We start from the raw sequence: 17,035 nt of genomic DNA on the forward strand, positions 1-17,035 counted from the left end.
TTTTTGGAGACTGCCATGTCGTCCTTCGTTGAAATGATCGAAAACATCACCCCGGACATCTACCAAAGCCTGAAGCTGGCAGTGGAAATCGGTAAATGGCCCGATGGTCGCAAGCTCACTCAGGAGCAGAAAGAGTTGTCCCTGCAGGCGATGATTGCCTGGGAGCAGCAAAACCTGCCGGAAGACCAGCGCACCGGTTACATGGGCGAGCAGGCGTGTGAATCCCATGCCGAGCCGATTCCCAATCTGCTGTTCAAAACCTCGGACACCCTGCACTGATGCTGGAGCTTGGGCGCGGTGCCCTGAGCAAGATGGGCGCCCGGCTGGAGCTGCCGGTGCAGTACAGCTTGCGGCTGGGTGAGCAGGATCTGGACCTGAATGCGTTGCTGGGGCAGGGCGTACGCCTGGAGTATCTGGGTGCTATCCATTGCAGCCATTGCGGGCGCAAGACTAAAAAGAGCTTTAGTCAGGGCTACTGCTATCCATGCTTCAGCAAGCTGGCGCAGTGTGATACCTGCATCATGAGCCCGGAACGCTGCCACTATGCGGCCGGCACCTGTCGTGAGCCGGCCTGGGGCGAGCAGTTTTGCATGACCGATCATGTGGTCTACCTGGCCAACTCCTCCGGAGCCAAGGTCGGCATCACCCGTGCAACCCAGGTGCCGACCCGCTGGATTGATCAGGGCGCGACCCAGGCCTTGCCGATCATGCGCGTCGCGACTCGTCAGCAATCCGGGCTGGTGGAAGACGTGCTGCGCAGTCAGGTCACCGATCGCACCAACTGGCGCGCCATGCTCAAGGGTGAGGCGGCGCCGCTGGACCTGGCGCAGTTGGCTGGGGAGATCTTCCAGGCTTGCCATGCTGGGGTCACTGCCCTGCAAGAGCGCTTTGGCCTGCAGGCGATTCAGCCCCTCAGCGATCTTGCGGTGGTGGACATTGCCTACCCTGTGTTGGCTTATCCCGCCAAAGTGGCCAGTTTTGATCTGGAAAAAACGCCCGTCGTCGAGGGCACGCTGCAGGGGATCAAGGGCCAGTACCTGATCTTCGATACTGGCGTGATCAATATTCGTAAATTCACGGCCTACCAACTCGCCGTGCATCAGCTCTAGAGGCCAGCAGCTATGCGTACCGAACAGCCGAAAATGATCTACCTCAAGGACTATCAGGCCCCTGATTACCTGATCGACGAGACCAACCTCACATTCGAGCTGTACGAGGACCATACGCTGGTGCACGCGCAACTGGTTATGCGTCGCAACCCGGCCCGCGGTGCCGACTTGCCGCTGCTGGTGCTGGATGGTCAGCAGTTGGAGTTGCTGGCCCTGGCGCTGGATGATGTTGAACTGCAGCCCAGCGATTATCAGCTGACCGATAGCCATTTGAGCCTGCAACCGGGCAGCGCAAGTTTCACCCTCAACAGCACGGTGCGCATCCACCCGGAAAGCAACACAGCGCTGGAAGGCTTGTACAAATCCAGCGGCATGTTCTGCACCCAGTGCGAGGCTGAGGGGTTCCGCAAGATCACCTATTACCTTGATCGCCCGGATGTGATGAGCCGCTTCACCACCAGCCTGAGTGCTTCCCAGCAGGACTATCCGGTGTTGCTGTCCAACGGCAACCCGATTGCCAGTGGCGTGGAAGAAGGCGGTCGGCATTGGGCGACCTGGCAGGACCCGTTTATGAAGCCGGCCTACCTGTTTGCCCTGGTGGCGGGCGATTTGTGGTGTATCGAAGATACCTTCACCACCATGAGCGCGCGCGAAGTGACACTGCGCATCTATGTCGAGCCAGAGAACGTCGACAAGTGCCAGCACGCCATGGACAGCCTGAAAAAGTCCATGCGCTGGGATGAAGAGGTGTATGGCCGTGAGTACGACCTCGATATCTTCATGATCGTCGCGGTCAACGACTTCAACATGGGCGCCATGGAGAACAAGGGGTTGAATATCTTCAACTCGAGCTGCGTTCTGGCCCGCGCCGAAACCGCCACCGACGCAGCGCACCAGCGAGTCGAGGCGGTGGTAGCCCATGAATACTTCCACAACTGGTCGGGCAACCGCGTGACCTGCCGCGACTGGTTCCAGTTGTCGCTGAAGGAAGGCTTTACCGTGTTCCGTGACGCGGAGTTTTCCGCCGACATGAACTCGCGCACGGTCAAGCGCATCGAAGACGTGGCGTACCTGCGCACCCATCAGTTTGCCGAAGATGCCGGACCGATGGCGCACCCAATTCGCCCCGATGCCTTTATGGAAATTTCCAACTTCTACACCCTGACCATCTACGAGAAGGGCTCGGAAGTGTTGCGCATGATTCACACCCTGCTGGGAGCTGAGCGCTTCCGTCAGGGTTCTGATCTGTACTTCAGTCGTCATGATGGTCAGGCCGTGACCTGCGACGATTTCGTCAAGGCCATGGAGGATGCCTCGGGCGTCGATCTTAGCCAGTTCAAACGCTGGTACAGCCAGGCAGGTACACCGCGCCTGGCGGTCAGCGAACATTACGATGCAGCCGCGCAGACCTATACCTTGAGCTTTACCCAAAGCTGCCCGGCAACACCTGGCCAGGTCGAAAAACTGCCGTTTGTGATCCCGGTGGAGCTGGCGCTGTTGGACGCACAAGGGCAAGAGTTGCCACTGCGCCTGCAGGGCGAGGCGGCTGCCGTAGGGAGCACGCGGGTGCTGTCGGTTACGCAAGCCGAGCAGAGCTTCGCCTTCGTTGAGATCGGCGAACGGCCTTTGCCTTCCTTGCTGCGCGGCTTCTCGGCCCCGGTCAAGCTCAGCTTCCCCTACAGTCGTGACCAGCTGATGTTCCTGATGCAGCACGACAGTGACGGCTTCAATCGCTGGGAAGCCGGGCAGCAACTGGCCGTGCAGGTGTTGCAGGAGCTGATTGCTCAGGTTCAGCGCGGTGAGGCGCTGGTACTTGATCAGCGTCTGGTCGAAGCCCTGCGGGCAGTGCTGACCAATGACGCGCTGGACCCGGCCATGGTGGCGGAGATGCTGTCGTTGCCGGGTGAGGCATATCTGACTGAAATCAGTGAAGTGGCGGATGTTGACGCCATTCACGCCGCGCGCGAGTTTGCCCGTCGGCAGCTGGCTGAAAGTCTGTTTGAGCCACTGTGGCAGCGCTATCAGGACAATCGCGTGGCCTCGCGCAGTACCCCTTATGTGGCGCAAGCCGAGCACTTTGCCCGGCGTAGCTTGCAGAACATTGCGCTGTCTTACTTGATGTTGTGTGAGCGGCCGCAAGTGTTGGCCGCCTGCCTTGAGCAATATGGTGCCTGCGACAATATGACTGAGCGCCTGGGGGCGCTGGCGGTGCTGGTTAATTCGCCGTTCGAAACGGAAAAGGCCCAGGCCCTGGCCGAGTTTGCCGAGCACTTCAAAGACAACCCGCTGGTGATGGATCAGTGGTTCAGCGTCCAGGCCGCCAGTGGCTTGCCGGGTGGCTTGCAGCGGGTCGAGGCGTTGATGGAGCACCCGGCCTTCACCATGAAGAACCCCAATAAGGTGCGTGCGCTGATTGGTGCCTTTGCCGGACAAAACCTGATCAACTTCCACGCGGCCGATGGCTCGGGCTACCGCTTCCTGGCTGACCAAGTGATCAGCCTGAATGCCACCAATCCGCAGATCGCCTCTCGGCAACTGGCGCCGTTGACGCGCTGGCGCAAGTACGGCAGTGCCCGGCAGGTGCTGATGCAGGCACAGTTGCAGCGCATCCTCAGTTCCGGTGAGCTGTCCAGTGATGTGTATGAGGTATTGAGCAAGAGCCTGGCTTAACCCTGGCTTGGGCTGATTGCTGGCTGAAGAAGTGTTACCTGTGTTCTTTTGGTAACACTTTTTTGTTACCTGTCTGGGGCGACAGATTTGGGTCTAGGTAAAGACCTGCTTATAACGGCTTCATTTATATTGACGTGAGATGGAATTGCTGAACATTTTGCTTTGTGTCTATCGGGGTGGCTGACAGATTGCGCCAGATCGTAGGACAAAACGCGCGTTTGAAAGGCGAAAGGCGCTGACGTTGGATGATGGCTGTACAGTCACAAAATATTTGCTGATTCGTGCCGCGCGCACTCAAATTATTTTGCACATTGGCATCATGCTTGCTCTTGCTAGAAGGTTAAGCTCGCCTGAAGTTATTTGGCGCGGGGAAAGGTTAAAGGGCCTTAGCTGCCTGAACAGTCAAAAGGCCGTCAAGCGTACGGTCAAGCCGGGCTCTGATGTTTCAGGGCTCAATAAAAGAATTAGTCTGTCCGCGGAGTAAGAACTCGATGGAAATAAATGCCCGTAAACCCCTGTTGCGTTTCGCTCCGGCGAAAGCAGGTTTCGCCTTGGCCGGCCTTCTGCCGTTGCTGGTTGCTGGTCAGGTTCAGGCCGTAGAGTTCAGCTTTGCTGACGACGAAATCGCAGGCTCCATCGATACCACCGTCTCTTACGGCCAGCTGTGGCGGGTTCAAGGGCAGGACAAGAACAACAACGATATCAACGCCAACGACGGTAATCGTAATTTCGACACCGGCTTGGTTTCCGAAGTGTTCAAGGTCACCACCGATGTGGAAGCGACCTATCAGAACTACGGCGCATTTGTGCGTGGTACTGCGTTCTATGACACGCAGATCATGGACAAGCGTAATGACTATTACGACGCGAATAATCCTGCGCAGCCGAGCCAGAGCTACCCGCGTGACAGCAGCTTCACCTACGAAACCCGTCATACCGCAGGTCGTAACGCAGAAATTCTCGATGCCTATGTTTATGGCAACTGGGATATTGCCGAGAAGCCGGTTACCGCGCGTCTTGGTAAGCAGGTGTTTAACTGGGGGGAGGGGCTGTTCTATCGGGGTGGCGTGAACACAACCAACCCGGTTGATGCCGCGAAATTCCGCCTGCCGGGCTCCGAGTTGAAGGAAGTCCTGATTCCGGTTGAGGCATTCAACCTCAGCGTCGGCTTGACCGATAACCTGTCGATGGATACTTTCTATCAGTTCAACTTCAAAGAAACTGCAGTCGATCCGGTAGGTACCTACTTCGCTGAGACCGATCTGTTTGCCGATGGCGGCAGCACGGCCTACACCACTAACCCGGCCGCCAGCAGTGCAACCTTCCAGAGCGCTTATTCAACATTGGTGAATGGCGGCAATGTGCTGGGCTTCATCCCTGTGGGCGCCAATTATGGTGGCATTCAAGGGACCCAGTACCTGGATAGCAACGGCACATTCAAAGTTGCTGATATCGGTACCGACCTGAATGCCAAAGATGATGGGCAGTTCGGTATCTCCTTCCGCTATATTGCGGAAGAGCTGAACTCGACGGAATTCGGTTTCTACTATGTGAATTACCACTCCAAAGAGCCAACCATCTACGCCGACATCAACGACTCCTACGCGGGCCTTGATGTTGACCAGCTTGCCAGCCTGGGTGGTTTTTTCTCCGATTACGACAGCCTGCAAACTGCAGCTGCTGGCGGTAATGCTCTAGCTGGTACTGTGCTCGGCCTTGTCAACGGTGCGGCGGCTGTGGATGTGGCCAATCAGGTGAATGGCCGGCGTGAATACGCTGAAGACATTCATATGTATGGACTGAGCTTCAGTACCACGCTTGATGAAACGTCCGTATTTGGTGAAGTCGCTTATCGTCCGAATATGCCGGTAGGTATTGCTACCACCAACGACATGCTGGGCGATTTGCTGATCCAGGCCGCCGACCTTGCCGGTGGTAATAAAATCGATGTGTCGGGTCAGAGCATTGGTCTAAATGATTCAATCTCAAACTATGCGCGTGTAGAAGCGTTCAACACCTCGCTGGGTACCATTCAGAACTTTGGCCCGGTGCTGAGTTTTGATTCCCTGTTTGGTGTCGCTGAGCTGGCGTCCGAGCACTATCGCGCAGACAGCCTGCAATACACCGACTACGCGGGCAATACACGCTACTACGCCGGTCGGCAGAACTCGTCCTACGTGGGCGGTGCTGATCGCGACAGCCAGATCAACAAAAATGCTTACGGTTATACCTTGCTGTTGAACGGCACCTGGAACGACGTGTACGCGGGTGTAAACCTTTCCCCGTATGCCGTTTACAAGAATGACTTCGAGGGTAACTCGAGCCAGACAGGTAACTTCATCGAGGGTCGTCAGGCGTATACCTTGGGCTTGCGTGCTAGCTACCTGAGCAGCCTGGAAGCCGAATTGGCTTACACCGAATACTCTGGCGCTGGGGAAGACAACGTTACCCGTGACCGCGACAATATCGGCGTCAACGTCAAGTACTCGTTCTAACACCTAAATAGAATAATACCGAGGGTCTACGGGCCTTCGGTGGCTGAATCATCACGGAGAAATACGATGCTGAAAAAGCACACGCTGATTGGTGCCGCGATTGCGTTGGCACTGTCTGCTGGTAGCGTACTGGCGGCGGTCTCGCCTCAGGAAGCGGCCAAATTGGGCACTTCGCTGACCCCAATGGGTGGCGAAAAAGCAGGTAACGCGGCAGGCACCATTCCGGCCTGGACCGGTGGTATCACCACCAAACCGGCTGGCTACACCAAGCCTGGCCAACACCACCCGGATGCCTTCCCAGAAGACAAGCCGCTGTACACCATCACCAAGGCCAACTTGGATCAGTACAAAGCCAACCTGACTCCGGGTGTGATTGCACTGTTCAATGCTTATCCGAACTCGTTCCGTCTGCCGGTCTACCCGACCCGTCGTTCGGGCTCGGCGCCGCAGTGGGTGTATGAAAACACCGCGAAGAACGCCGTAAACGCCAAGCTGGTTGAAGGTGGCAACGGTTTTGTTGACGCCTTCGGCGGTGTGCCGTTCCCGATCCCGCAAAATGGTGTCGAGGCGCTGTGGAACCACGTTGCTCGCTATCGCGGCAGCTATATCGTGCGTCGTGCCTCGGAAGTGGCTGTGCAGCGTAACGGCGACTACACCCCGGTAACCTCGCAGCAGGAAGCGCTGTTCCGCTTCTACAACCCTAAGGGTTCGGCTGCAGACTTGAACAACACCCTGTTCGACTACCTGTCCTTCACCAAGAGCCCGGCGCGTCTGGCCGGCGGTGCAGTGCTGGTGCACGAAACCCTCGATCAGGTTAAAGAGCCGCGTCAGGCGTGGGGTTACAACGCCGGTCAGCGTCGCGTGCGTCGTGCACCGAACCTGGCCTACGACACGCCGATTTCCGCTGCCGATGGCCTGCGTACCGCAGATGACACCGATATGTTCAACGGTGCTCCGGATCGTTACGAGTGGAAGTTGGTCGGTAAGAAGGAAGTCTATATTCCTTACAACAACTACAAGGTCACGGCTGCTGGGGTGAAATACAAGGATCTGCTGCAAGTGGGTCACTTGAATCCTGACCTGACTCGCTGGGAATTGCACCGTGTGTGGGTTGTCGAGGGCAAGCTGAAAGCTGGCGCGCGTCACATCTACTCCAAGCGCGTGCTGTTCCTCGACGAGGATAGCTGGCAAGCTGCTGAAGTTGACCAATATGATGGCCGTGGCGATCTGTGGCGCGTTTCGGTTGCTTACCTGAAAAACTTCTACGAGCTGCCGACCACTTGGTCTGCGCTGGATGTGTTCCACGACCTGCAGGCCCGTCGCTACCATGTGCAGAACCTGGACAGCGAAGAGTCGGGCACTATCGACTTCAGCCAGCCGTTGCCGGATGACGGCTACTTCAAGCCGGCTGCCCTGCGTCGTCGCGGCACTCGTTAAGCGTTAGGTACAGTGAAAAGGCCGCTCATTCGTAGCGGCCTTTTTGTATGGGTAAACCGCTCTGGCACGCAGGCAGTAGTCCGGGCGGGTAACAAAACATAACGACACGCTGATTGTCAGGCGTTTCTATTGCTGGATAGGATAGGCGGTCTACTTATAAGGTAGCGCCACCTAATAACAATCAGGGGGAAAGGTGTATGAGTGAGCCCGTTTTGCGGCGCACCCAGTCTGGTGTTTGCGCGGCATTGATGCACACGCCAGCGTTCCGCTTCCACTCGCCACTGGCTAAAGCGATTTCGCTTTGCGGTGTGCTGTCGGTTTTGACATTTTCTGCCGCACCGGTATTGGCTGCTGATACTGCAGCTGCCACGGTGTATTCCATTGAGTCAGCCAAGGCTGTCGAAAGCCTGCTGCTGGATGTCGCCCATGCTGGCGCACGTCTAGTTGCCGTCGGTGACCGCGGCCATATTCTGTATTCGGATGACAACGGCGCTTCTTGGGCGCAGGCCAAAGTACCGACTCGGCAGATGCTGACCTCGGTGTTTTTTATCAATGACAAGAAGGGCTGGGTAACCGGTCACGATGCCTTGATTCTGGCGACCGAAGACGGCGGTGTGACCTGGACTGAACAGTTCATCGACCTGGAGCGCGAAGCGCCCTTGCTGGATATCTGGTTCAAGAATGCCGAACAGGGTTTTGCTGTTGGGGCCTATGGCGCCCTGCTGGAAACCACCGACGGCGGCGCGAACTGGGAAGATGTCAGTGACCGGTTGGATAACGAAGACCAGCACCACCTGAACGCGATCACTGAAGTTAAAGACTCCGGTCTGTTCGCTGTTGGCGAGATGGGCGGCATGTACCGTTCAGGCGACTGGGGACAAACCTGGGAAACCGTCGAAGGTCCATACGAGGGGTCGCTGTTTGGTGCCCTGGGTACCGGCGAAACGGGCGGCATCTTGGTGTACGGCTTGCGCGGGCATATGTTTCGCTCGGCTGATTTCGGCAAGACCTGGCAGCAAATCAATTTGAAGGGCGCCGCCGGCCGGTTGGATTTCGGCTTGTCTAATGGTGCCGTCCTCAAGGACGGCTCTGTCGTCGTGGTAGGCCATGGTGGTAGCGTGCTGAAGAGTACCGACAAAGGCCATAACTTCGCGGTAATCAACCGTGCCGATCGTTTGTCTCTGTCCGGCGTTAGTGCGGATGAAAAAGGCAATTTGATCCTGGTAGGCCAGGGCGGCGTGCATGTCGCTTCGCCAACTGGCACCGCGCCACAACAATAAGCCGGGCTTGATAGGGTATATACGCGATGAGTAACCATCACCAGGACAAGGCGACCTTTCTAGAGCGCCTGATTTTCAACAATCGGCCGGCAGTGATTCTGATCTGCCTGTTGGTCAGTGTCTTTCTGGGCTATCAAGCGCTGCAAGTACGGCCTTCGACCAGCTTTGAAAAGATGATTCCGCTGCAGCATCCATTCATTAAAAACATGATGGAGCACCGTAATGATCTGGCCAACCTTGGCAACAGCGTGCGTATTTCCGTTGAAGCGGTAGACGGCGATATTTTCTCCAAGGAGTACATGGAGACCCTGCGGCAGATCAACGACGAGGTGTTCTACATCCCTGGTGTTGATCGTTCCGGGCTTAAGTCGCTGTGGACGCCAAACGTGCGCTGGAGCGAAGTGACCGAGGAGGGCTTTGCCGGTGGTGAAGTGATTCCGCAGACCTACAACGGCACGGCGGACAGCCTCAATGAGCTGCGTAACAACGTGCTCAAGTCAGGTCAGGTTGGTCGTCTGGTGGCCAACAACTTCAAGTCGAGCATTGTTGACGTGCCGTTGCTGGAGTCGTTTCCCGACCCGCAAGATCAGGGCAAGTTGATCAAGATCGACTATCAGCAGTTCTCCCATCTGCTGGAAGAAAAAATCCGCACCAAATTCGAGGCCCAGAATCCCAATGTGAAAATTCACATTGTCGGTTTTGCCAAGAAGGTCGGCGACCTGATTGATGGCCTGATGATGGTGGTGATGTTCTTCGCCATCGCCTTCGGCATCACCTGGGTGCTGCTGTACTGGTTCACCTGGTGTATGCGCAGCACCATTGCCGTACTGACCACCACCCTGGTGGCGGTGATCTGGCAGCTGGGCCTGATGCATCTGGTTGGTTTTGGTATCGACCCTTACTCGATGCTGGTGCCGTTCCTGATTTTCGCCATCGGTATTTCCCACGGCGTGCAGAAAATCAACGGTATTGCACTGCACTCGAGCAATGCCGATAACGCCCTGACGGCCGCGCGACGCACGTTTCGTCAGTTGTTCTTGCCGGGCATGATTGCGATTCTGGCCGATGCTGTTGGCTTCATTACCCTGCTGATCATGGACATTGGCGTGATCCGTGAACTGGCCATTGGTGCCTCGATCGGTGTGGGCGTGATCGTATTCACCAACCTGATCCTGCTGCCGGTTGCCATTTCCTACCTGGGCATCAGCAAGAAGGCCATTGAACGCAGCAAGAAGGACGCCGCGGCGCCTAACCATCCGTTCTGGCGTTTGCTGTCGAACTTTGCCCACCCGGTGGTGGCGCCTATTTCGGTGGTGATTGCCCTGGCTGGTTTTGCCGGCGGCCTGTGGTACGGCCAGAACCTCAAGATCGGTGACCTCGACCAGGGTGCGCCTGAGCTGCGTCCTGACTCGCGCTACAACAACGACAACGCCTTCATCATCAGCAACTACTCGACCAGTTCTGATGTGCTGGTGGTCATGGTCAAAACCTCGGCTGAAGGTTGCTCGACCCATGACACCATGGCGCCGATCGATGAGCTGATGTGGACCATGGAGAACACGCCAGGTGTGCAGTCGGCCATCTCGCTGGTCACCGTGTCCAAGCAGGTGATCAAGGGCATGAACGAGGGCAACCTGAAATGGGAAACCCTGTCGCGTAACCAGGATGTGTTGAACAACTCCATCTCCCGTGCTGATGGTCTGTACAACACCGATTGTTCCCTGGCGCCCGTGCTGGTGTTCCTCAACGATCACAAGGCGGAGACCCTCGACAGCGCGGTGAAAGCGGTGCAGCAGTTTGCCAAGGAGCACGATACTGAAGATCGTAAGTTCCTCCTGGCAGCCGGTAACGCCGGTATCGAAGCGGCCACCAACGAAGTGATCAAACACTCCGAGCTGACCGTGTTGATTCTGGTGTACATCTGCGTGGCCACCATGTGCATGATCACCTTCCGCTCGTTTGCCGCCACCCTGTGTATCGTGCTGCCGCTGGTACTGACCTCGGTACTGGGTAACGCACTGATGGCATTCCTCGGCATCGGCGTCAAAGTTGCGACCTTGCCAGTGATTGCCTTGGGTGTGGGTATCGGGGTGGATTACGGTATTTACATCTACAGCCGTCTGGAAAGCTTCCTGCGCGCCGGTCTGACCTTGCAAGAAGCCTACTACGAGACCCTCAAGTCCACGGGTAAGGCGGTCTTGTTCACCGGTCTGTGCCTGGCGATTGGTGTCGCTACCTGGATCTTCTCGGCCATCAAGTTCCAGGCCGACATGGGCCTGATGCTGACCTTCATGTTGCTGTGGAACATGTTCGGTGCCTTGTGGCTGCTGCCAGCCCTGGCTCGATTCTTGATCAAGCCTGAGAAATTGGCAGGCAAGGTAGGCAACTCGCTGTTCGCTCACTAATCCGAGCGCGTCATTAAAAACCGCAGCCTAGGCTGCGGTTTTTTTATACCCGGAATTTTTCTCGGAGAGCCTGTGCTAATGGGTTCATCAGGCACAGTGCGTCCGTTTGGCGCTGCAGGTGCAGGCGTCGGTTATAGAGGGTCGATGTGGGGCAGTGGCCAGTTGTCTGGCCGGCGCCTTAGGCTTAACGGCCGTTCAGGGCGTTGAGCCTAAGGGCTAGAGGCGGGTCGGCGAGAACGGTGCGCGGCTAGTCGCCGCGGTATTCGCAGCCGCTGGTGCAGGTTTCGTGAATACGGATGCGCGACAGCTCTGGCAGCAACGGCTTGAGCTCTTGCCAGATCCACTTGGCGAGGTTTTCGCTGGTGGGGTTGTCGAGGCCTGGCAGGTCGTTTAGGTAGTTGTGGTCAAGGCGCTCGTAGAGCGGCTTGAAGATGGCCTTGATCTCGGAGAAATCGCGAATCCAGCCGGTGTACGGGTCGACATCGCCTTCGATATAGATGGCGACGCGGAACGAATGGCCATGCAGGCGCCCGCACTTGTGGCCTGCCGGTACATGGGGGAGGCGGTGTGCTGATTCGAAGGTGAATTCTTTGAACAGTTCCAAGGTGTTGCTCTCTGCAAGAGTTAGACGGCCAGCTGCGGGCAGTTTATCAGCTCTGTGCAGGTTTGGCCCCACAGCGCCCGCAAGCAGGCGCGTAGGGTCTGCGCCTTTGACTAGGCGGCGGGGCGCTGCTGCTTCTGGTAGAGGAACTCCAGCACGGCGGCGCGGTACTCGTGGTAGCGGGCGTCGTTGGCCAGGGCCAGGCGCTCGCGCGGGCGCGGCAGATCGACCTGAAGAATATCGCCGATGGTGGCGGCCGGGCCGTTGCTCATCATCACAATACGGTCGGAGAGCAGCACGGCCTCGTCGACGTCGTGGGTGATCATGATCACCGTGTTGCCCAGTTCCTGATGGATGGCCATCAAAGAATCTTGCAGGTGGGCGCGGGTGAGGGCGTCGAGGGCGCCGAAGGGTTCATCCATCAGCAGGACCTTGGGTTGCATGGCCAGCGCACGGGCGATGCCGATACGCTGTTTCATGCCGCCGGAGATCTCGCTGGGGCGTTTGTCCTTGGCGTGCATCATGTTCACCAGATTGAGGTTGTGCTCAATCCACTCGCGCATTTCCGGCCGCGACTTGCTGTGTTTGAACACCTGGCGCACCGCCAGTTCGACGTTTTCGTAGCAGCTCAGCCAGGGCAGCAGGCTGTGGTTCTGGAACACCACGGCGCGCTCCGGGCCGGGCGAGTTGACCTCGCGGCCGTCGAGAATCACACCGCCAGTGCTGGCCTGATACAGACCGGCAACGATGTTGAGGACAGTCGATTTGCCGCAGCCGGAGTGGCCGATTAGCGAGACGAACTCGCCTTTGGCGATTTTCAGATTGACGTTCTGCAGGGCGCAGAACAGGCCTTGGTCGGTGGGGAAGCTGATGCCGACGTTGCTGAGTTCAAGATGGGTAGCAGTGCTCATGGCAGGCTCCTGGTAAATAAGGGCTTAACGCAGATCGGCATTCTTGTCCCAGCTGGCATAGCGCTGGAGCATGAGCATCAGGCGGTCGAGCATAAAACCGATCAGGCCGATGGTGAGTACGGCAACCATGATGCGGCCGAGGGAGTTGGAGCTGCCGTTCTGGAACTCATCCCAGATGAATTTGCCTAGGCCTGGGTTCTGCGCCAGCATTTCCGCGGCGATCAGTACCATCCAGCCGGTGGCCAGGGACAGGCGCAGGCCGGTGAAGATCATCGGCATAGCCGCCGGCAAGACGATCCGCCGTACATGGCTGATGGGCGACAGGCTCAGCACGCGGCTGACGTTGAGCAGGTCCTTGTCGATATTGGCCACCCCGACCGTGGTGTTGATCACCGTTGGCCACAGGCAGCACAGGGCCACGGTCACGGCCGAGGTCACGAAGGATTTGGCAAACAGCGGGTCGGTGCTGGTGTACACGGCGCTGACCACCATGGTCACCAGTGGCAACCAGGCCAGGGGTGATACCGGCTTGAACAGCTGAATCAGAGGATTGACGGCGGTGTACAGGCTTTTTGACAGGCCGCAGACGATCCCTAGCGGTACGGCGATCAATGCGGCAATCGCAAAACCGGTGAGCACCGTGTAGAGGCTGGTGAAAATCTGCGCAAAGAAGCTTGGCTTGCCGGTGTAGACGCGGGTCTGCACCTTGGCCTGTGGGTCACGGGCCAGGGTCTCAGCGTTGCGTTTCTCCTGGCGGGCATAGAATTGCGCGGCTTTTTCCTGCTCCTGAAAGTGATTGTCGAGCAGACCGCTGGCCTGGCTGTACACCTGGATCGGCCCTGGGAACTGGCCGAGGCTGGTGTTGATGTTGCTCGCCAGCATCTGCCAGAGCACCAGGAAGATGAAGATGCCGGCCATGGGCAGAATCATCGCAGGCGCCCACTTTTTCAGTAGTGCCTGTTTTTTGGCTGCTTTCACAGTGTCGGTGATCGGGGTGGCGACGCTTGGATTACTCATCGTCCGTTCCTCAGTAAGTCATGAGGGGGCTGCGCGGCAGCCCCGTGGTCGGCAGCCTGGATCGGCTGCCGGGTGCGGCGGGGTTACTGGGTCAGACCGATCTTGAACGAAGACAGGTAAGCGTTAGGCTTGCGGCCGTCGTAGGTGATGCCATCGATGAACTCGTTGCTGGGTGCGCGGAAGCCCTCTTCGCTGGCGGCCGGGAAGTCGCTGGCGCTGGCCTTGCCTTCCTTGACCAGTTCGCTGGCGGCTTCCTGATACACGGCCGGCAGGTAGGCTTTCTTGGCGGTTTGCAGGTACCAGTCATCCGACTTCGGCTCGCCGATCTGACCCCAGCGACGCATTTGCGTCAGGTACCAGATGGCGTCCGAGTAGTAGGGGTAGGTGGCGTTGTAGCGGAAGAACACGTTGAAGTCCTTGGCGTCTCGTACGTCGCCTTTTTCGAACTCGAATGAGCCGGTCATCGAGTTGGCGATCACCTTGGCGTCGGCACCCACGTATTCGGGCCGCGAGATGATATTGACCGCCTCCATGCGATTGGCGTTGTTATCGGCATCCAGCCACTTAGCCGCACGGATCAGGGCCTTGACCAGGCGTTTGTGGGTTTCCGGGTTGGCATCGGCCCAGTCTTTGGAGACGCCAAAGACTTTTTCCGGGTTGTTCTTCCAGATCTGCGAATCGGTAACCACCGGCACACCAATGCCCTTGAATACGGCAGCCTGGTTCCACGGCTCGCCCACGCTGTAACCATTGATGGTGCCGGCTTCCAGGGTGGCGGGCATTTGTGGCGGCGGGGTTACCGAAAGCAGGGCGTCAGCATTGAGCTGACCGCTGATGTCGCCTTTCTCCGGGGCGTACATGCCAGGATTGATGCCGCCGGCGGCCAGCCAGTAGCGCAGCTCATAGTTGTGAGTGGAAACCGGGAACACCATGGCCAGGTTGAAGGGCTTGCCTTGGGCCTTGAACTGCTCGATGACCGGTTTGAGGGCGTCGGCCTTGATTGGATGCACCGGCTTGCCATTTTCCATCGGCACGTGTTTCTTCATCTCGGCCCAAACGGCGTTGGACATGGTGATGGCGTTGCCGTTGAGGTCCATGGAAAAGGCCGTGACCACGTCCGCCTTGGTACCAAAACCGATGGTGGCGCCGAGCGGTTGACCGGCCAGCATGTGTGCACCGTCCAGTTCGCCCATGATCACCCGGTCGAGCAGCACCTTCCAGTTGGCTTGGGCTTCAAGGGTGACGTACAGACCTTCGTCTTCGAAGAAGCCTTTCTCGTAGGCGATGGCCAGCGGGGCCATGTCGGTGAGCTTGATAAAGCCGAGTTTGAGTTCGACTTTTTCTGGGTCGGCGGCGTGAGCGATCTGCAGGCTCAGGGGCGAGAGCACCAGCAGGCTGGCGGCCAGGGCTTTCTTCAGCAGGTTACGGCGGTTGTTGAGCATGACTAATACCTCGGGGTCAGAAACGAAAAAAGACGTCGCGGACAATCAAACCCTTGAGGGGCTGAGAGCCTTTGACGTCTTTGTCTGTTCGTCCCGATCACCGCCGTTGGCGATCCTAAGACGTGGTATCAGAGCTTTAGCAAGCACCTTGCCAACTTCTGTTTTAAATTATTTCTCTATTTAAAACAGGTAGATAGGATAGATCTTTAGGTGTGTTGGACAAGCGTAAGCGGGCGCGCAAGGACGCGTGGATGGTATGTGCTGGTGCATGTGCCTGGTACCAGCGCCATACCTTGGTGCGCCCAGAGCGCCTGTTTGGGTGCTCTGGGCGAAGGGCGGGCGTCAGTCCTGAGACGGGCTGGCTTTGCGCGCGGCAGTGGCTGGTATCAAGCCATCGGCGCGGAACATGGCCTTGATGCCACGTACGGCCTGGCGGATACGGTCCTGGTTTTCAATCAGGGCGAAGCGCACGTGATCGTCGCCGTAATCGCCAAAACCAATGCCGGGAGAAACGCAGACCTTGGCGTCGCTGAGCAGCTTCTTGGCGAACTCCAGGGAGCCGAGATGGGCGTACGGCTCGGGGATTTTGGCCCAGATGTACATCGCTGCCTTGGGATTCTCGACCATCCAGCCTGCGTCATGCAGGCCGCGGACGATGGTGTCGCGCCGTTGTTTGTACTGCTCGGCGATGTCGTGCACACATTGCTGGTCGCCTTCCAGTGCGGCAATGGCGGCTACTTGCAGCGGGGTGAAGGTGCCGTAGTCGTGGTAGCTCTTGATCCGCGCCAGGGCGTTGACCAGTTCTTTATTGCCAACCATAAAGCCGATGCGCCAGCCGGCCATGTTGTAGCTCTTGGACAGGGTGAAAAACTCCACCGCGATATCCTTGGCGCCGGGCACTTGCATGATCGACGGCGCCTTCCAGCCATCGAAGACGATGTCGGCGTAGGCCAGGTCGTGGACCACCAGAATGTCGTACTGCTTGGCCAGGGCCACCACGCGCTCGAAGAACTCCAGCTCCACGCACTGGGCGGTGGGGTTGGACGGGAAGCCGAGAATCATCATCTTCGGCTTGGGGATGCTTTCGCGGATGGCCTTTTCCAGTTCGACGAAAAAATCCACGCCGGGAATCAGCGGTACCGAGCGCACCTGGGCGCCAGCAATCACGGCGCCGTAGATATGAATCGGATAGCTGGGGTTGGGCACCAGCACGGTGTCGCCGTGGTCGAGTGTGGCCAACATCAAGTGCGCCAGGCCTTCTTTGGAGCCGATGGTGACAATGGCTTCGCTGTCCGGGTCGATATCGACGGCGTAGCGGTCTTTGTACCAGTGCGAGATGGCGCGGCGCAGGCGCGGGATGCCGCGCGAGGTGGAGTAGCCGTGGGTGTCATCGCGCTGGGCGACCTGTACCAACTTCTCGACGATATGGGGCGGCGTGGCGCCGTCGGGGTTGCCCATGCTGAAGTCGATAATGTCTTCACCACGGCGGCGTGCCGCCATTTTCAGCTCGGCGGTGATGTTGAAAACGTAGGGGGGGAGACGATCAATGCGCGCAAAGCGGCGCGGCGAACGGTGTTCGGCCATGTAAACCTCGATAACGTAAGCGCCCGGAACCGTCCGAGCGACGTTGGCCAGTGCGCTGGCCAGTCGAGGAAAATACGCCTCTCG

General features: G+C 58.0%; 12 protein-coding genes. 7 read left to right on the forward strand and 5 right to left on the reverse strand.

Features of this window, described 5'->3' with window-relative positions; genetic code table 11:
* Window positions 1–15 precede the first annotated feature (15 nt).
* The 7 genes from AC56DI_RS03355 (at window position 16) to AC56DI_RS03385 (ending at window position 11,396) form a co-directional block, all read left to right on the forward strand.
* Window positions 16–279, forward strand: coding sequence for a YeaC family protein (locus AC56DI_RS03355; protein ID WP_496344939.1), 264 nt, complete (start codon window positions 16–18; stop codon window positions 277–279).
* On the forward strand, window positions 279–1,109 hold the full coding sequence (locus AC56DI_RS03360) for a DUF2797 domain-containing protein (protein WP_496344940.1): 831 nt from the start codon (window positions 279–281) through the stop codon (window positions 1,107–1,109). Before AC56DI_RS03355 ends, AC56DI_RS03360 begins: the two co-directional genes overlap by 1 nt.
* Before the next feature lie 12 nt (window positions 1,110–1,121).
* Window positions 1,122–3,779, forward strand: a complete 2,658-nt coding sequence (pepN, locus tag AC56DI_RS03365) for an aminopeptidase N (RefSeq protein ID WP_496344941.1) — start codon at window positions 1,122–1,124, stop codon at window positions 3,777–3,779.
* Window positions 3,780–4,270: 491 nt separating this feature from the next.
* Window positions 4,271–6,274: a DUF1302 domain-containing protein gene (locus tag AC56DI_RS03370; RefSeq protein WP_496344942.1), complete on the forward strand. Its 2,004-nt coding sequence runs from the start codon at window positions 4,271–4,273 to the stop codon at window positions 6,272–6,274.
* Between the two features lie 66 nt (window positions 6,275–6,340).
* Window positions 6,341–7,711, forward strand: coding sequence for a DUF1329 domain-containing protein (locus AC56DI_RS03375; protein ID WP_496344943.1), 1,371 nt, complete (start codon window positions 6,341–6,343; stop codon window positions 7,709–7,711).
* 197 nt (window positions 7,712–7,908) lie between these two features.
* Window positions 7,909–8,991, forward strand: a complete 1,083-nt coding sequence (locus tag AC56DI_RS03380) for a WD40/YVTN/BNR-like repeat-containing protein (RefSeq protein WP_496344944.1) — start codon at window positions 7,909–7,911, stop codon at window positions 8,989–8,991.
* Window positions 8,992–9,008: 17 nt separating this feature from the next.
* Window positions 9,009–11,396 carry an efflux RND transporter permease subunit gene (locus tag AC56DI_RS03385; protein ID WP_496345251.1) on the forward strand — a complete coding sequence of 796 codons (2,388 nt, stop codon included), beginning with the start codon at window positions 9,009–9,011 and terminating at the stop codon, window positions 11,394–11,396.
* 247 nt (window positions 11,397–11,643) lie between these two features.
* Here the strand turns inward: AC56DI_RS03385 and queD are convergent, their stop codons facing one another.
* The 5 genes from queD to alaC form a co-directional block, all read right to left on the reverse strand.
* Window positions 11,644–12,000, reverse strand: coding sequence for a 6-carboxytetrahydropterin synthase QueD (gene queD, locus AC56DI_RS03390; protein WP_324520044.1), 357 nt, complete (start codon window positions 11,998–12,000; stop codon window positions 11,644–11,646).
* Between the two features lie 110 nt (window positions 12,001–12,110).
* On the reverse strand, window positions 12,111–12,908 hold the full coding sequence (locus AC56DI_RS03395; RefSeq protein WP_496344945.1) for an ABC transporter ATP-binding protein: 798 nt from the start codon (window positions 12,906–12,908) through the stop codon (window positions 12,111–12,113).
* A gap of 24 nt (window positions 12,909–12,932) precedes the next feature.
* The gene (locus AC56DI_RS03400) at window positions 12,933–13,925 is read right to left on the reverse strand and encodes an ABC transporter permease (RefSeq protein ID WP_496344946.1); all 993 of its coding nucleotides are present in this window, start codon (window positions 13,923–13,925) and stop codon (window positions 12,933–12,935) included.
* Between the two features lie 83 nt (window positions 13,926–14,008).
* Window positions 14,009–15,367 (reverse strand): CmpA/NrtA family ABC transporter substrate-binding protein, encoded by a 1,359-nt coding sequence (locus AC56DI_RS03405; protein WP_496344947.1) that lies wholly within the window; start codon window positions 15,365–15,367, stop codon window positions 14,009–14,011.
* Between the two features lie 342 nt (window positions 15,368–15,709).
* Window positions 15,710–16,951 (reverse strand): alanine transaminase, encoded by a 1,242-nt coding sequence (gene alaC / locus AC56DI_RS03410; protein ID WP_496344948.1) that lies wholly within the window; start codon window positions 16,949–16,951, stop codon window positions 15,710–15,712.
* Between the last annotated feature and the right edge of the window lie 84 nt (window positions 16,952–17,035).

It is taken from the genome of Pseudomonas sp. BGA-UO-ETr-WB11 (genome assembly GCF_059567785.1).

What these genes read in the sequence shown, in the direction of transcription:
- AC56DI_RS03375 (WP_496344943.1), top strand. Translation starts at nt 6,341, where the DNA reads ATGCTGAAAAAGCACACGCTGATTGGTGCCGCGATTGCGTTGGCACTG.
- AC56DI_RS03355 (WP_496344939.1), top strand. Translation starts at nt 16, where the DNA reads ATGTCGTCCTTCGTTGAAATGATCGAAAACATCACCCCGGACATCTAC.
- AC56DI_RS03395 (WP_496344945.1), bottom strand. Translation starts at nt 12,908, where the DNA reads ATGAGCACTGCTACCCATCTTGAACTCAGCAACGTCGGCATCAGCTTC.
- AC56DI_RS03380 (WP_496344944.1), top strand. Translation starts at nt 7,909, where the DNA reads ATGAGTGAGCCCGTTTTGCGGCGCACCCAGTCTGGTGTTTGCGCGGCA.
- AC56DI_RS03405 (WP_496344947.1), bottom strand. Translation starts at nt 15,367, where the DNA reads ATGCTCAACAACCGCCGTAACCTGCTGAAGAAAGCCCTGGCCGCCAGC.
- AC56DI_RS03360 (WP_496344940.1), top strand. Translation starts at nt 279, where the DNA reads ATGCTGGAGCTTGGGCGCGGTGCCCTGAGCAAGATGGGCGCCCGGCTG.
- pepN (WP_496344941.1), top strand. Translation starts at nt 1,122, where the DNA reads ATGCGTACCGAACAGCCGAAAATGATCTACCTCAAGGACTATCAGGCC.
- AC56DI_RS03400 (WP_496344946.1), bottom strand. Translation starts at nt 13,925, where the DNA reads ATGAGTAATCCAAGCGTCGCCACCCCGATCACCGACACTGTGAAAGCA.
- alaC (WP_496344948.1), bottom strand. Translation starts at nt 16,951, where the DNA reads ATGGCCGAACACCGTTCGCCGCGCCGCTTTGCGCGCATTGATCGTCTC.
- AC56DI_RS03370 (WP_496344942.1), top strand. Translation starts at nt 4,271, where the DNA reads ATGGAAATAAATGCCCGTAAACCCCTGTTGCGTTTCGCTCCGGCGAAA.